15 protein-coding genes and 1 pseudogene are annotated in these 16446 nt (G+C 40.3%); 1 reads left to right on the plus strand and 15 read right to left on the minus strand.

Features of this window, described 5'->3' with window-relative positions; genetic code table 11:
* Positions 1 to 7: 7 nt before the first annotated feature.
* Complete coding sequence (gene mce / locus V7124_RS05520) at positions 8 to 412, minus strand: methylmalonyl-CoA epimerase (protein WP_335486923.1); 405 nt, start codon at positions 410 to 412, stop codon at positions 8 to 10.
* A gap of 124 nt (positions 413 to 536) precedes the next feature.
* Between mce and prli42 the strand changes: the two genes are divergently transcribed.
* Positions 537 to 671 carry a stressosome-associated protein Prli42 gene (prli42, locus tag V7124_RS05525; RefSeq protein WP_335418367.1) on the plus strand — a complete coding sequence of 45 codons (135 nt, stop codon included), beginning with the start codon at positions 537 to 539 and terminating at the stop codon, positions 669 to 671.
* 47 nt (positions 672 to 718) lie between these two features.
* On the opposite strand, the gene V7124_RS05530 is transcribed toward prli42, so the two are convergent.
* The 14 genes and pseudogenes from V7124_RS05530 to buk form a co-directional block, all read right to left on the minus strand.
* Positions 719 to 1231, minus strand: a complete 513-nt coding sequence (locus tag V7124_RS05530) for a L,D-transpeptidase (RefSeq protein ID WP_335418365.1) — start codon at positions 1229 to 1231, stop codon at positions 719 to 721.
* Positions 1232 to 1254: 23 nt separating this feature from the next.
* A pseudogene (locus V7124_RS05535) lies at positions 1255 to 2219 on the minus strand (aromatic acid exporter family protein).
* Between the two features lie 56 nt (positions 2220 to 2275).
* Entirely contained in the window at positions 2276 to 2998 is a 723-nt protein-coding gene (locus V7124_RS05540) for an amino acid ABC transporter ATP-binding protein (RefSeq protein WP_335418360.1), read from the minus strand.
* Complete coding sequence (locus V7124_RS05545) at positions 2991 to 3650, minus strand: amino acid ABC transporter permease (RefSeq protein ID WP_335418358.1); 660 nt, start codon at positions 3648 to 3650, stop codon at positions 2991 to 2993. The genes V7124_RS05540 and V7124_RS05545 overlap by 8 nt, the downstream gene beginning before the upstream one ends.
* Before the next feature lie 73 nt (positions 3651 to 3723).
* Positions 3724 to 4497 carry a transporter substrate-binding domain-containing protein gene (locus tag V7124_RS05550; protein WP_335486926.1) on the minus strand — a complete coding sequence of 258 codons (774 nt, stop codon included), beginning with the start codon at positions 4495 to 4497 and terminating at the stop codon, positions 3724 to 3726.
* A 216-nt stretch (positions 4498 to 4713) separates the two neighbouring features.
* Positions 4714 to 5151 (minus strand): BrxA/BrxB family bacilliredoxin, encoded by a 438-nt coding sequence (locus V7124_RS05555; RefSeq protein ID WP_335486929.1) that lies wholly within the window; start codon positions 5149 to 5151, stop codon positions 4714 to 4716.
* Positions 5152 to 5225: 74 nt separating this feature from the next.
* The gene (gene meaB, locus V7124_RS05560) at positions 5226 to 6347 is read right to left on the minus strand and encodes a methylmalonyl Co-A mutase-associated GTPase MeaB (RefSeq protein ID WP_335486933.1); all 1122 of its coding nucleotides are present in this window, start codon (positions 6345 to 6347) and stop codon (positions 5226 to 5228) included.
* Positions 6348 to 8489, minus strand: a complete 2142-nt coding sequence (scpA, locus tag V7124_RS05565; protein WP_420489565.1) for a methylmalonyl-CoA mutase — start codon at positions 8487 to 8489, stop codon at positions 6348 to 6350.
* A 37-nt stretch (positions 8490 to 8526) separates the two neighbouring features.
* On the minus strand, positions 8527 to 10407 hold the full coding sequence (locus tag V7124_RS05570) for a methylmalonyl-CoA mutase subunit beta (RefSeq protein WP_335486936.1): 1881 nt from the start codon (positions 10405 to 10407) through the stop codon (positions 8527 to 8529).
* Between the two features lie 112 nt (positions 10408 to 10519).
* Positions 10520 to 11812 (minus strand): dihydrolipoamide acetyltransferase family protein, encoded by a 1293-nt coding sequence (locus tag V7124_RS05575; RefSeq protein ID WP_335486939.1) that lies wholly within the window; start codon positions 11810 to 11812, stop codon positions 10520 to 10522.
* Between the two features lie 15 nt (positions 11813 to 11827).
* Positions 11828 to 12811, minus strand: coding sequence for an alpha-ketoacid dehydrogenase subunit beta (locus tag V7124_RS05580; protein ID WP_335418338.1), 984 nt, complete (start codon positions 12809 to 12811; stop codon positions 11828 to 11830).
* 12 nt (positions 12812 to 12823) lie between these two features.
* Positions 12824 to 13819, minus strand: a complete 996-nt coding sequence (locus tag V7124_RS05585) for a thiamine pyrophosphate-dependent dehydrogenase E1 component subunit alpha (protein WP_335418335.1) — start codon at positions 13817 to 13819, stop codon at positions 12824 to 12826.
* Positions 13820 to 13848: 29 nt separating this feature from the next.
* Positions 13849 to 15270, minus strand: a complete 1422-nt coding sequence (lpdA, locus tag V7124_RS05590; RefSeq protein ID WP_335486942.1) for a dihydrolipoyl dehydrogenase — start codon at positions 15268 to 15270, stop codon at positions 13849 to 13851.
* Between the two features lie 20 nt (positions 15271 to 15290).
* On the minus strand, positions 15291 to 16424 hold the full coding sequence (gene buk / locus V7124_RS05595; protein WP_420490508.1) for a butyrate kinase: 1134 nt from the start codon (positions 16422 to 16424) through the stop codon (positions 15291 to 15293).
* Positions 16425 to 16446 lie beyond the last annotated feature (22 nt).

Here is a 16446-nt window from a genome sequence, read left to right on the forward strand (position 1 = left end):
TACCCCTTCACCCCTTCTTTTCGCATAGCTCCACCAAAACACCCGAACTAGACTTTGGATGCATGAAGGCAATATGAGCTCCACCAGCACCCATCCTTGGTTCTTGATCGATCATCGTAATTCCCTTTTCATTCATTTCCCTAATTCTGTCCTCAATAGAGTCAACACCGAGCGCAACATGGTGTATCCCCTCACCACGTTTTTCGATATATCTCGCAATGGTACTTTCAGCAGACGTTGGCTCAAGCAGCTCTAATTTCGTTTCTCCTGCCTTCAGAAAAGCCACTCTAACCTTTTGGCTTTCAACCACTTCAATCCCTAATAACGGAAGATTCAACACCTCTGTGTAAAAGGGAAGTGTTATTTCTAGCGATCGAACGGCAATTCCAATGTGGTCGACTTTTTTTATCATACTTACCCCTCTTATTTTTCAAAATTTAAATCATTTCGACAATTATCTTATTCGCTAAAAAATTCATAATTCCTTCCCAATTTGTGATGTTGTTCCATTGTTCAAATAGGCTTTTCCCTGTAAAATGTATATAAAGCCTAAAAATTTTAAGGGGGAACCCAATTTGTCTAAGAAAAAAACAAGAAAAATTGTCGTATATTTAATGTTAATTGCTATGTTAGCCTCAACATTGCTAATCGGGATTGCTCAATTCATATAATAAAAAAGACAAGGGACTGTTCCGACGAACAGTCCCTTTGTCTTTTTTTATTGAATTGCTCCATATTCTTTAGCAAGAATTTCAAATGATTTTTTAGTAGAAGTAACTAGTATTTTCGTACCCAATGGAATTAATGGGTAAATGGAGGAAATGACTTCATTCTGTGTTCGGATACAGCCTTGTGAAACATATTTTCCAATTGATGCAGGCTGATTCGTCCCGTGGATCCCGTAAATCCTTCCATCTGTATCCTCCGCGTCAAAGCCTATCCACCTTGAGCCAAGTGGATTATCGGGATCCCCGCCAGGAATGTCCTTTTTCCGATAGTAAGGATTTTCTGCTTTTATCGTGATTGTAAAAAGCCCTTCTGGCGTTAATTCCTGAGTTTTACCCGTACCAACACTCACAATGGTTTGAACCTTATTATCCTCAATGAAGGCTAATTCGTTTGTGGCTTTATTAACAATAACAAAAGGGTCACCAGGAAGAGGATTCGGTCCTAACGGCCAAAGGGGAGAAATAAAAAAAGCAAACAGGATTGGTGAAAGTATTTTAATCATAAAATCCACCTGCCATTTTTACTTTAGTTTGATGCTATTTTCCCCGATTTATTCCATTTGGATGTTTTAAAGGAACTTTTAATAATAAGATATGCATTCAACTCTTTCACTAATTGGAGAAGAGCAGCACGGACCTCAAATTCCTCTCTTGTTTGCGGAAGTTCCATTTCTTCGAATTCCTTATTCATTTCACTTAATTTTCCAAGATATATGTGAGCCGTGTTTCCTGGCCAGATATTTTCGGATAATTCTTCAAGAAACTCCGCAATCATTTTTCCTTGGGGCAGTGTAACTGTAAGTGAAGTTACAATAGGTAAAACCCGTTCGATAATTTCAAATTGCTTTTCTCTCATTTTAAAATAATGAAAGTATTCATTTTCTTCTCTTAAAAAATGATTTTCTACATCGCGATAGGCAAACGATTTTGCTTCCTCAAGTAATGTTGCCGTTTCCGTAATTTCTTTCCCAGACCAGTCACTTTCCCCTGTTTTAAGATAGGTAACCATTTCACAAAAAATAGCTTTAAAGTTTTTTTCAATTCTTGCTTGATATTGTTTTAATCTATGANNTTAATAACCAGTGCCACGCCAATTCCGATAATGATTACACCAAGCTCATTTAGAAAAAGGGCAAGAGAAAGCTTATTTGCCATATAAATATGTAGAATAATGACACTGCTCGTAACAATTCCATCATTTGCTTTGAACATCACAACGGTAGGAATAAAGAATAATAGCATAATTCCGATTACGATTGGATGGTAGCCTATTAGTTCAAAAAATAGACTTGAGAATGGCATAGCTAAAACACATGCTAAAAATCGATCCCATGATGCCCGTAAAGATTTTCTTTTTGTCACCTTAATACATAAGATGGTTAAGATTCCTGCTGAAGCGAAGTTCTCTAACCCAAATTGTTGAGCAATTAGGATAGAGATAGCGGTTCCTAATGCGGTTTTAATTGTACGATAACCGATTTTATATTTCATAAATTTTCTCCTCAAAAAAAAGATGATCAACATTGACCATCTTTAGCTTATCCTTATTAGAGCATTTTTTGCAAGAAATCGTGTGCGCGTTTGCTCTTAGGGTTGGTAAAAAATTCTTGCGGGTTTGCATCTTCCACTAGCACTCCGCCATCTAAAAATAAAACTCGATCGGCCACTTCACGAGCAAAGCCCATTTCGTGGGTCACAATCGCCATCGTCATCCCTGTATGGGCCAGAGATTTCATAACATCTAAAACTTCCTTCACCATTTCTGGGTCAAGTGCTGAAGTCGGTTCATCGAACAGCATTACTTCTGGCTCCATTGCTAGTGCTCTTGCAATCGCAACCCGCTGTTTTTGTCCTCCTGATAATCTTGTTGGAAATTCATTTGCCTTTTCCGCTAACCCAACTCTTTCTAACAAATCAACAGCAATCTTTTCTGCATTAGCCTTTGACAACCCTTTTACCTTTATCGGTGCATAAGTGAGATTTTGGAGAACGGTTTTATGCGGAAATAAATGAAAATGTTGAAAAACCATACCAACATTCTGACGCACTTTCATGATATTCGTTTTTTTATCGGTTACATCTTGGCCACCTACCAAAATGTTGCCGCTTGTTGGGTTTTCAAGGAGGTTCATGCAGCGAAGGAAGGTAGACTTTCCCGAACCAGAGGGTCCAATGATCGCAACGACTTCTCCTGCTTCAATTGTCGTGGAAATCCCTTTTAATACTTCAAGCTTGCCATAATTTTTATGCAAATTATTAACCTTAATCACTGCGTCTCATTCTCCTTTCAACCGCTTTTCCTAAGAAGGTCAAGATCATGACCATTACGTAATAAATCAATCCGGCAATCAATAATGGTTCGAAGAACGAATAATTTTCTGCTCCAACCTGATAAGAACGTCGCATAATATCCATAACTCCAATTGTGGTAACAATCGCGGATTCTTTTGTTAACGTAATAAATTCGTTCATTAATGCTGGAAGGATATTTTTTAACGCTTGCGGCATAATGATATCCCACATCATTTTTGTATAGGGAACACCAAGGGCCATCGCAGCTTCCTGCTGACCTTTATCAATTGCCTGAATTCCCGCCCTGATAATTTCTGATATGTACGCAGCAGAATTAAGGGCAAAGGATAATATCGCAGCTGTATAAGGCTCAATCTGATATCCAAGTAATTGTGGTGAACCATAGTAAATCAGCATGAGCTGTAACACTAATGGGGTACCTCGGAAAATCGAAGTATAGACATCGGCAAACCAGCCGAGAAATTTTAATTTACTTATTTTAAACAATGATAGGATGATTCCAAGTATAAATCCTAGTATACCTGCAACGATTACAATTTTAAGTGTAACAACGATTCCCTCTAAAATGTATGGCATTGAAGGAATGAATAGTGTGAAATCTAAGTTCATTCAACTGCCGTCCTTTCTAATAAAAAAATTAGTAAGACGTTCAGAAGACTTCCTGAACGTCTTGTTTGTAGAATTAGTTTTCCCCACCGAACCACTTAACAATCAATTCTTGTAGTTCACCGTTTTCTTTCATTTTTTTAAGCTCTTGGTTAAACTTCTCTGTTAAATCGCTATCCTTTGGAAAAGCAATCGCAGACCCTGCTTCTTCCGGGTCATCGCTCAATGTGAAGTTCGTTAGGTCCGCTTCTTTATTAAGATACCCTTTAGCCACAGTGTCTTCAATTATGATTGCATCAAAACGACCAGCTTTCAATTCTTGAATAAGCTCTGGGATACGGTTACGATTTTCTACTTTTATTGCTACAGTTTTATTAATTTCTTCCGCTTTACCTTCTTGAATAGAACCTAACTGAACACCAACTGTTTTACCTTCTAAATCTTCTACTTTCTCAATTCCACTCTCTTTTTTAGAGATAATCATGTGCTGCGCTGTATAATAGATATCACTGAAGTCTACATTTTTCTTTCTTTTTTCAGTTGGCGTCATTCCTGCTAATACAAAGTCGGCTTGTCCTGACTTAAGTGATTGAACCAAACCGCCAAAATCCATGTCTTTCACTTCAATTTCATAGCCAAGTTTTCCCGTAATTGCTTTTGCTAAATCCACATCAAAGCCAATAATTTCGTCACTTTTATCTGATTCAATATATTCAAACGGTGCATAATCCGCAGAAGTTGCCATTACAAGTTTCTTTTCACCTGCATTTCCGTTTTTACTTTCACCACAGCCTACAAGTAAACCTACAGCTAAAATTGTTGTTAAGAATAAACCCATTACCTTTTTCATTTGTTTTCCTCCTATAGTTTTCTGAATATTATTTTTTGTTTGAATTAAACTTTTTTACTAGCTTTTTAGAATTAAAGCTTAATATTTATGCAACGTAATGAATTTTAACACAGGATTAAATAATTATGCAAGCATATTAATAAAAATTTATTATACTTTTCTAATATAAAAAAAAGCCAACCTCCGATAAAGGAGATTCGCTCTTTTGAGTGCTGTTTAAAGTTCTTCACAGTTTTCTTCAAATTCTTTTTGCAGTCTTGCTACCACTGTCGCAGGATCGTGGCCTTCAATTTGGTGTCTTTCAATCATTGAAACGATTTTTCCATCTTTTAATAAGGCAAAGGATGGTGAGGAAGGTGGATAACCTGTAAAATAGCTACGTGCTTTTTCCGTTGCTTCTTTATCCTGGCCTGCAAAAACGGTAACAAGATGGTCAGGACGTTTATCAAAATGAAGGGCATGAGCCGCTGCAGGACGTGCAATTCCACCCGCACAACCGCAAACTGAATTAATCATTACTAAGGTTGTGCCTTTTTGTTCTAGTGCTGCTTCCACCTCTTCAGGTGTTTTCAGTTCTTTATAACCAGCTGCCGCAATCTCTGAACGAGCCCCCGTCACAACATCATTCATGAAAAAATTAAAATCCATGCTCATACTTTTCACTCCTAATTTTTGTCGATATAACTACATGATAACAGTAAAAAGATGTTTTTTTCAAATAATCGTTACTATTTATTTGATAGGAATGTATTAAACAGGATTTCAACTGCAGTTGCAGCGGTTTTTTCTCCCGCCATGACTTCATTTTCTAATTGAGGTAGTTTGAGCTTTACCTCTGGATGGTGGAAAAAGCTGTAATGGAGCTCGTCGGTAATTAACGAATAAATCCAATCGCGCTGCTGGACTTTTCGCCTTTCTGCAAAAACACCTGTGGACTTTCCTTTATTCTCAAAATCCTTAATGACTTCCCAAACTTCTTTGATCCCTTCCCCTGTTAAAGAAGAGCAGGTATACGCCTTTGAGGACCACCCTTTTGTTGCTGGCTGGAGAAAATGGAGGATACGGCCGTACTCTTTTCTCGTCTGCTCCGCTATCACCTTGTTAGCTCCATCGGCTTTATGAACAAGAACTGCATCCGCTAATTCCATAATCCCTTTCTTCATTCCCTGTAATTCGTCACCAGCACCAGTCAGAACGAGCAGCATGAAAAAATCGACCATATCCCTGATAACGACTTCACTTTGACCAACTCCGACGGTCTCGATTAGGATGACATCGAAACCTGCAGCTTCACAAATCAGCATCGCTTCCCTAGTTTTCCGGTGCACACCACCCAGCTTTCCAGCCGTTGGCGAGGGACGGATAAACGCCCTTGGGTTACGTGACAATTGCTCCATACGGGTTTTATCACCTAGAATACTGCCCCCTGAAAGACTAGAGCTCGGATCGATTGCAAGGACTGCTACTCGAAGACCTATATCGCAAAGATAGGTTCCGAATGCTTCAATAAAGGTACTTTTTCCAGCACCAGGCACACCAGTTATCCCGATTCGAATGGCTTTGCCACTGTACGCAAGGAGCTTTTGCAGGAGCTCCTGTCCTTTATGGAAATGTTGTTCAGCATTACTTTCCACTAGCGTGATGGCTCGGGCTAGCTGCCCTCTATTTCCTGATAAAACACCATCAACTAATTCTTCAACTGTTGGTCCGTTAGATTTATGTTTTTGAAAGACGATATTTTTTTCGATGGCAGCAGTCTGACCTTCTTGCTCTGTTCCCTTTTTGATAACGGTTGAGAATTTTTCCGGTTCATCAGGGTCGCTCCATTCCGGTTTCATATCCTCCGCCATCTATTTTGCCACTTCCTCATAGCCAAGCTGTTTATAAATTTCCTTAATCACTTTTTGGGCAGCCACTGGGATGATTGTACCTGGACCAAAAATAGCACACGCACCATTTTCATATAAAAATTGATAATCCTGGGCCGGAATGACACCGCCGATAACAAGTAAGATATCCTCACGTCCAAGCTTTTTCAACTCAGCAGCAAGCTGCGGCAATAATGTTTTATGACCTGCGGCAAGCGAGCTCATTCCTATAACATGAACATCGTTTTCAACCGCCTGCATGGCTGTCTCTTCAGGTGTCTGGAACAATGGTCCGATATCTACATCAAACCCAAGGTCCGCAAATGCCGTTGCAATCACCTTTGCACCGCGATCATGTCCATCCTGCCCCATTTTGGCAATCAGAATCCTTGGTCTTCTTCCTTCGTTTTCAAGAAAATCATCGGTCATCTTTTTCACTTCAACAATTTCATCGTCATTCGTAAATGCCTTGCTGTATACTCCACTAATCGAACGAATTACCGCTTTATGCCGACTGGCAACCTTCTCTATCGCATCTGAAATTTCGCCTAAGGTTGCCCGAACTCTTGCTGCCTGAACAGCCAGTTCCAACAGGTTGCATTCACCCGTTTCTGCACCCTTTGTTAAGGCAGTTAAAGCCTCTGCCACTTTAGCATCATCACGTCCAGTTTTTAAGTTGGTTAACTTTTCGATTTGCTTTAAACGAACGGCTGTATTATCAATATCCAGAATATCGATTGCATCTTCCTTTTCGAGACGATATTTGTTTACACCGATAATGGTTTCTTTACCTGAATCGATTTGTGCCTGTCTTCTCGCGGCAGCCTCTTCGATTCTCATTTTTGGCAGACCAGTCTCAATTGCTTTTGCCATTCCGCCAAGATTCTCAATTTCCTCGATATGCTTCCAAGCTCGATTTACCAATTCATCAGTAAGCTTCTCTACATAATAGGATCCAGCCCATGGATCGATTACTTTGGTAATCCCTGTCTCTTCTTGTAAAAATAATTGAGTATTTCGGGCAATCCTCGCAGAAAAGTCTGTTGGCAGTGCGATCGCTTCATCTAATGCATTTGTATGTAGTGACTGTGTATGTCCCATCGCTGCAGCATGAGCTTCAAGGAGAGTGCGTATGACATTATTAAATGGATCTTGTTCAGTTAAACTCCAGCCTGATGTTTGGGAATGGGTGCGGAGCGCCATTGATTTCTCGTTTTTAGGTTCAAATGATTTCATCATTTTTGCCCAGATTAATCGACCAGCCCGCATTTTTGCCACTTCCATAAAATAATTCATCCCCACTGCCCAGAAGAAGGACAGACGCGGTGCAAATTTATCGATGTCTATTCCTGCCTTGAGCCCTGTCCGGACATACTCCAATCCATCTGCAAGAGTATAAGCTAGTTCCAAATCCGCAGGTGCCCCAGCTTCCTGCATATGATAGCCAGAAATACTGATACTATTAAATTTCGGCATATATTTTGAGGTATATTCAAAAATATCGGCAATGATTTTCATCGACATTTCTGGTGGATAGATGTAGGTGTTCCGGACCATATACTCTTTTAAAATATCATTTTGAATGGTTCCAGACAGTTTTTCCTGTGTCACTCCCTGTTCCTCTGCAGTAACAATGAAAAAAGCCAAGATTGGTAAAACAGCACCGTTCATTGTCATGGAAACTGACATTTGATCCAAAGGAATTCCATCGAAGAGCATCTTCATATCAAGAACAGAATCAATAGCAACACCAGCTTTACCGACATCACCGACAACGCGAGGATGGTCTGAATCATAGCCGCGGTGTGTGGCTAAATCAAAGGCCACCGATAATCCTTTCTGCCCCATTGCTAGATTTCGGCGATAGAAAGCATTGCTCTCCTCAGCGGTTGAAAACCCTGCATATTGTCTTACCGTCCAGGGACGATTCACGTACATGGTCGGATACGGTCCTCGTGTATAAGGAGGCAGTCCTGGCAGGTCATCCAAATGCTGTAATCCTACACGGTCTTCGGATGTATAAAGTGGTTTAAGTTGAATTTGTTCATTGGTTTCAAACAGTAAATCTTCCATAGAGAGGTTAATTTCTTTTTCGACTTGTTCCTGCCATTGTTCTTTTGTCATCAAGTCTTGTTCATCAAAGAGAGAAATATTTTCAAAATCAGGCTTTTGAAACTTCATCTATAGCCACCTCCATTTCTGTTAAAAGTAAAGAAATAGTTTCAAAGCAGTTACTATTTAAATGTATAAATTGTTTAATTCCCTCATTTGTCCATTGTGTCCGCATTTCTTTTTCTGGCAAACCTGCTAGAAAAAATTTACGATCGGAAAATTCCTGATTTAAGCTAGCAAGAATATCATGTCCAATCGATTCGTATTGATCATTTGTGCCACAGAGGCAGAAATACTTTGTATCCTGATTTAAAATAAATTGTTTTGCTGTTTCTAAAGAAATTATCGACTCACTTTCTGCTACTCTCATACCCCCTGCAGCAAGAAATCCTTTCATGAAATCCAGTCGCGGTTTGTATTGCTTTCGCTCACCAAGACAAATCATTCCAATGGCAGGGTTAGAGCCTAACCTCCCTTTAATTCGTTGGCTGATTTTTCGCAGTTCCTCGAACGGTTCTGATAATCTTGTATTTGTAATTGCATTAATTTTTATAGTCGAATGACCATTTTCAAAATAGTTGTCAGCGATCATTTCTTTCGCCGGAGCAACTGTTTCTGCAAGATTGGCATATACATTTGTTCCAACAATACTTTGTTTTCTCGTAAAAATATCCTGCATCCTTTTTGTATGAACGGTAGAAATTTCATCCTTTAACCAACCCGATTTTAATACTTCCAGCATGGCGCCTTTTGCTTCAATTTCCTGAAAATAATGCCATGCTTTTTCCGCAAGTTCGGTCGTTAGTGCTTCTATATACCAAGAGCCTCCTGCAGGATCAACGATTGTTCGAAGATGGGATTCATCCTTCAGAATGTTTTGCGTGTTTCTAGCTATCCGTTCTGATAGCTGAGAACTGCCCGTTACATCATCAAATGGTGTTACGTGGAGGTATTGGACACCACCCACTACAGCCGCAAACGCCTCATTCCCTGCACGCAGAATGTTTACATGCGGGTCATAAACTGTCTTTGTAAACAAAGAAGTTTCCGCTGCAATCTGCATTCCCCGATCCTCCGCTTCAGCTCCATAAACTTTCGTTATTTTATCCCAAAGGATCCTGGCAGCTCTAAGCTTTGCCAGCTCCATAAAGAAATTGCTGCCGATTGAGAATTGAAAGATCATTTTCGTGAGAGCTTCTTCAAGCTTTATGCCGCTTTCAAGTAGATGCTGAAGATAGAAACTACCTGTTGCTGCCGCAATTCCTAGTTCCTGAACCGCATTGGCACCGCCATGATGGTAGTTGGAGGTATTAATTAAAACCGTTCGTAAATTTGGCAGCTTTTCATTTGCGAGCTTAATACCTTTTAACCATTCACTAAAAAACTCCTCTGAAATGATTCCTTCTTCCGCAAATAGTGATAGGGGGTCATTCGCGACATAGCCACTCAACTGTTCAGCATTACAAGCTCCTGCCAACTCTTCTAGTAAGGTCTTTTGCAAGCCTTTACCATTAATGGCGAATGGAATGTCCTTAGGTAAATTCCCTAATAAATCGATTAGGGTTCCCTCTATTTCCCAGAGATTTTTTGACACTTCAAAGGATAAAGCCGTCTGTCCTTTTCCAGTAGTTTCCTGAAGCTTGTCTTTCAGTTCACCAGCGTTTTTATATGAAACTCGCTGCGCTATCCTCCAGTCATTCGTTACATAACCCAATGGATTAATCCCCCTGCGAAAATCAGAACCTCCCGGATATTCCGATAGATGTTTTTCATCTCCACGGGAATAAAGCGGTTCCAAAACAATGTTTTCATATGTACTACTTTTTAAAAATTCAACACTTTTTCCTTTTAAAGATTCCTCTGCTTTGTCTTTCCAATCTTCTTTTGCCTTTAAAGGAAAAGTTTGATTTCGTAAATCCTCTAAACTCATATGTTTCCCCCCTAACGAATAAAAAACATAATATTCTTTAAATTCTATTTTAGGACACAATGCCATGACAAGCAATGAAAAAAACCGCCGCCATCCAGGCAGCGGTTTTTTATTAATAAATGGACGTTGTTGATTTTGATGTATTTTCTAAAATTTCTTTTACACGTTGTAAGAATCGGCCGCATATGAGTCCATCTAACACTCTGTGATCAAGTGACATACATAGATTGACCATATCACGCACGGCGATCATGTTGTTATTCATGACAACTGGGCGCTTGACGATTGATTCTACTTGTAAGATCGCAGCTTGCGGGTAGTTGATGATTCCCTGTGATTGAACAGAGCCAAACGAGCCGGTATTGTTTACCGTAAATGTTCCACCCTGCATATCTTCTGAGCGAAGTTTACCAGTTCTCACCTTAAGAGCGAGATCAGAGATTTCACGAGCAATTCCCTTAATAGTTTTCTCATCTGCATGCTTAATAACTGGAACATACAATGCATCATCGGTTGCAACAGCAATCGAGATATTGATGTCTTTCTTCTGGATAATTTTATCTCCAGCCCACATCGAATTAATCTGTGGAAATTCCGTTAATGCCTGAGCTACAGCTTTTACGAAAAAGGCAAAGAATGTTAAATTGAAACCTTCTTTTTTCTTAAACTCATCCTTTAAAGAATTACGGTATTCCACAAGATTTGTTGCGTCGACTTCAATCATCGTCCAGGCATGTGGTGCTTCATGCTTACTACGGAGCATATTTGCCGCAATTGCTTTGCGAATTCCGGTAACTGGAATTTCAATATCGCCGACTTCCACTGGGATATTTGGAGCAGGCGCAGACTGTTTTGGAGCAGCAGTCTGGGTTGAAACCACTTGAACCGTTTCTTGGACTGTTTCTGGCTGCTTATATGCTTCGACCTTGGTACCTGCAACCGGGATGTTACCTGATTCAATCAATTTCAGCAAATCTTTCCGAGTTATTCGGCCACCTGCCCCGGTGCCTGTCACCTGTGTTAAATCAATACCATTTTCTTGAGAAATTTTTAACACAGCAGGAGAATAACGTGCTTTGTTTCCTTGATCAGCTGTCGTTACAGCAACTGTTTCAGCTGCTTCTGTTTTTTGCTCACTAACTACTGCAGCTTCGTCATTCCCGCCTTCAACTTCAATCGTACAAATAACTTCTCCGACTGCGAGCGTATCGCCATCTCCGGCAATGAGTTCTTTAATAGTACCTGCAAAGGAAGAAGGAACTTCCGCATTAACCTTATCCGTCATTACTTCAGCCAACGGATCGTATTTATTAACCTTATCACCAACAGAAACAAGCCACTTTGAGATGGTTCCTTCGGTTACGCTTTCCCCTAGCTGAGGCATTTTAATTTGTTCAATAACCAAGATTCCAACCTCCTATTAATATTCCGCTAATTCTCGCATTGCTTTTTCGACTTTATCAGGATTTACCATAAAGAATTTTTCCATTGTAGGCGCATATGGCATGGCTGGGACATCTGGTCCAGCTAACCTCATAATTGGAGCGTCTAATTCAAATAAACAATTTTCAGCTACAATAGCAGACACTTCACTAATAATGCTGCCTTCTTTATTAGCTTCTGTAACGAGCAAGACTTTTCCTGTCTTGGAAGCCGCTTCGATAATGGCCTCTTTATCTAAAGGATAGACCGTTCTTAAATCAAGAATATGTGCCGAGATACCATCTTTGGCTAATTTTTCTGCTGCTTGGAGGGCAAAATGGACACAAAGACCATAGGTAATAACAGTAATGTCATCCCCTTCGCGCTTTACATCTGCTTTTCCGATTGGCAATGTATAATCTTCTGTTGGTACGTCTCCCTTAATTAAACGGTATGCCCGCTTATGTTCAAAGAATAATACTGGATCATTGTCTCGAATGGCCGCTTTTAATAACCCCTTCACATCATATGGAGTTGACGGCATGACAATTTTCAAACCTGGTGTATTCGCAAATAACGCCTCAACAGATTGAGAATGATAAAGCGCCCCGTGGACACCGCCTCCATATGGTGCACGAATAACCATCGGACAGCTCCAATCGTTATTTGAGCGATAACGAATCTTAGCCGCCTCTGAAATAATTTGGTTAACAGCAGGCATAATAAAATCAGCAAACTGCATTTCAGCAATTGGTCTCATTCCGTACATCGCTGCACCGATACCTACCCCTGCTATCGCAGATTCAGCAAGCGGTGTATCAATCACACGCTCTTCACCAAATTGCTCATATAAGCCTTGAGTTGCTTTAAATACTCCGCCTTTAACCCCAACATCTTCTCCCAGAACAAAAACCTTTGGATCTCGTTCCATTTCTTCCCGAATGGCCATTGTGACCGCATCAATATAAGAAATTACTGCCATGATCCATCCCCCTTACTTATCTGCATAAACGTATTTCAGCGCGTGTTCAGGTGCAGCATACGGTGCGTTTTCAGCATAATCCGTGGCTTCATTCACTTGCTTCATCACACGATCGTTGATTTCTTTTTCCAATTCATCATTCATTACACCAGTTTCCTTTAAATAGGCACCAAAAGTAATGATTGGATCCTTGGTTTTTGCTTTAGCCACTTCATCAGGGGCACGATACGAACGGTCATCATCATCAGAAGAATGTGGTGTCAGTCTATAGGAGATCGTTTCTATTAATGTAGGGCCCGCGCCTCGACGTCCACGATCCGCTGCTTCCTTCACTACCTTATATACTTCTAACGGATCGTTCCCATCCACTGTAAATCCAGGCATACCGTAGCCAATTGCACGATCTGAAACTTTTTCACAGCCTAATTGTTTTTCAATCGGTACCGAAATCGCATATTTATTATTTTCGCACATGAATATAACAGGTAATTTATGAACCCCCGCAAAGTTAGCTCCTTCATGGAAATCTCCTTGGTTGGAGGAACCTTCGCCAAAGGTTACAAAGGTTACTAGATCCTTTCTCTCCATTTTCCCTGCTAACGCTACGCCAACAGCATGTGGAACCTGGGTTGTAACTGGGGATGATCCCGTTACAATTCGATTTCTTTTTTGCCCAAAATGCCCAGGCATTTGCCTCCCACCAGAGTTTGGATCCTCAGCTTTCGCAAAACCAGAGAGCATTAGTTCCTTTGGAGTCATCCCGAAAGTTAAGACAACTCCCATATCTCGGTAATAGGGAAGCACATAATCTTTTTCCTTATCGAGGGCAAATGCTGCACCTACTTGAGCAGCTTCTTGTCCTTGACAAGAAATAACAAATGGTATTTTTCCAGCTCGATTTAATAACCACATCCGCTCATCAATCCGGCGGGCTAAAAGCATAGTTTCATACATTTCCAAAACCTTTTCATCACTTAAACCTAATGCATGATGACGATTTTCAGCCATTTTTTTACCTCCCGAGTGTTCGTACATTTTTAAGAGTGGATTGCTCTGCCATCTACTGCAAGTGCAGCTTCCCCAATCGCTTCAGAAAGCGTTGGATGTGGATGAATTGTATGAGCAATTTCCCACGGTGTGGCATCCAAAACCATTGCCAAACCTGCTTCTGTAATCATGTCAGTGACATGCGGACCAATCATATGCACCCCTAGAATATCATTGGTTTCTTCATCAGCAACAATTTTGACAAAACCATCAGATTCTCCAAATACTAGCGCCTTTCCGATTGCTCGGAATGAAAACTTACCCACTTTTACTTTATGACCCTTTTCCTTTGCCTGTTCTTCCGTTATTCCAACACTTGATACCTCTGGATTGCTATATATACATCTAGAAACTAGGTTGTAATTAAGTTCGGAAGGATCTTTTCTAGCAATATGCTCAACTGCGATAATACCTTCATGGGAGGCAACATGTGCCAACTGTAGCCCACCTATTACATCACCGATTGCATAGATATGAGACTCTTTTGTTTGGTAAAATTCATTCGTTACAATAAACCCTTTTTCAACTTGAATTTCTGTATTTTCTAAGCCGATCCCTTCGACATTTGCCTGACGCCCTACTGATACGAGCAGTTTTTCTGCCTTAAATTCTTTCAATCCTGCTTTTACCTCTGCAGAGATCGTAACACCATCACCTTTTACAAGCGTTTCAGGAAGGACCTTTGCCCCTGTAACCAGCTTAATGGCTTTTTTCTTCATTAGCCGCTGCATTTCTTTAGAGATTTCTTTATCTTCAGTAGGAATAATCCGGTCCGCATATTCAATTACAGTTACTTCAACTCCGAAATCAGAAAGCATTGATGCCCACTCAATTCCAATTACACCACCACCAACAATAATAATGGACGTTGGTAAGGAGTCGAGTTCCAATGCTTCATCAGAGGTAATCACGAACTCACCATCAATATCCAGTCCAGGAAGAGTTCTTGGTCTAGACCCGGTAGCGACCACAACATTTTTTGGGATAAGCATTTCATTTTCTTCACCATTATTCATTTCAACCGAAATGGTCCCAGGCATTGGCGAAAAAATCGACGGACCTAAAATCCTGCCCAGTCCTTCATAAACATCAATTTTCCCTTGCTTCATGAGGTGTTGAACGCCTTTATGCAACTGGTCAATGATTTTATTTTTTCTTTCTTGTACTTTTCCAAAGTTATAAGAGACTTCACTTGTGAGAACTCCAAAATCTTCACTGTGCTTTGCTGTAGCATAAACCTCAGCACTTCTTAAGAGTGCTTTACTTGGAATACAGCCTTTATGAAGACATGTTCCCCCAAGCTTCCCTTTTTCGACAATTGCTGTTTTTAAGCCAAGCTGAGAGGCACGAATGGCAGCTACGTAACCGCCGGTACCACCACCAAGAATGACTAAATCGTATTCTTGTGACACTGTATTTCCTCCCCAGAAAATTAGATTTTAGCTGTTTTAAACGTACCTGGATATTCTTTTACTATTTCCTCTCCACGTAAAACCCTTAATGTGCCTTCAGCTAATGCTTGAAGTTCATTTTCACCAGGATGGACAATCGTATCAGCAATCCAATTTATCCTATCGGTGATTGATTTCACAAATCCTTTCCCATAAGCTAGACCACCTGTCAGGACAATTGCATCCACTTTTCCAGCTAACACAGCGCTGGCAGCACCTATTTCCTTCGCAACCTGATAGGCCATGGCTTCATAAACAAGAGCAGCCTGTTCATCACCAGCTTCTATTCTTTTTTCGACCTCAACTGCATCGTTTGTTCCTAGATAGCTAACTAGTCCCCCTTGACCTACTAATTTTTTCATTATTTCATCTCGGTAGTATTGTCCTGAATAACATAGTGCCACTAAATCCCCTACAGGAACAGTTCCAGCTCTTTCTGGGCTAAAGGGTCCTTCACCATGGAGACCATTGTTTACATCAATGACCCTGCCTTGCTTATGTACCCCAACGGTGATTCCACCGCCCATATGTGTAACAATAAGATTTAACTCGGTATACTTTTTCCCTAACTCTTTTGCCACTCTTCTTGCAACTGCTTTTTGATTTAAAGCATGAAAAATACTGACTCTCTCGATTAAAGAAAAACCAGAAATTCTTGCAATCGGTTCGAGTTCATCCACCACAACGGGGTCGACTATATAGGAAGGAATATTTAATCCTGAGGCAATTTCGTATGCAATAATACCGCCTAAATTTGAAGCATGCTGCCCGGCAAAACCAGTTCGCAAATCATTAAGCATCATTTCATTGACTGCATAGGTTCCCCCTTCAATAGGTCGGAGCACCCCTCCACGGCCACAAACAGCATTTAACTTAGATATATTGATTCCTTCTTTATCCAGTGTTTCCAAGATGGTATTCTTTCTAAATTCAAATTGATCAATTATCGTTGCATATGAATTAATCCGTTCGGTGTCATGACGGATCGTTTTCTCTAAAATAGAAATTTCGTTATCGAAGACCCCGATCTTAGTTGAAGTCGAACCTGGATTGATGGTGAGAATTCGATATTTTTTATCAGACAAGATTTCGACCTCCAATATTTTACATTTCATAAGGAAAAGACGCTGAATGACT

Source organism: Neobacillus niacini, assembly GCF_036961885.1.
Classification (GTDB): Bacteria; Bacillota; Bacilli; order Bacillales; family Cytobacillaceae; genus Neobacillus; species Neobacillus niacini_H.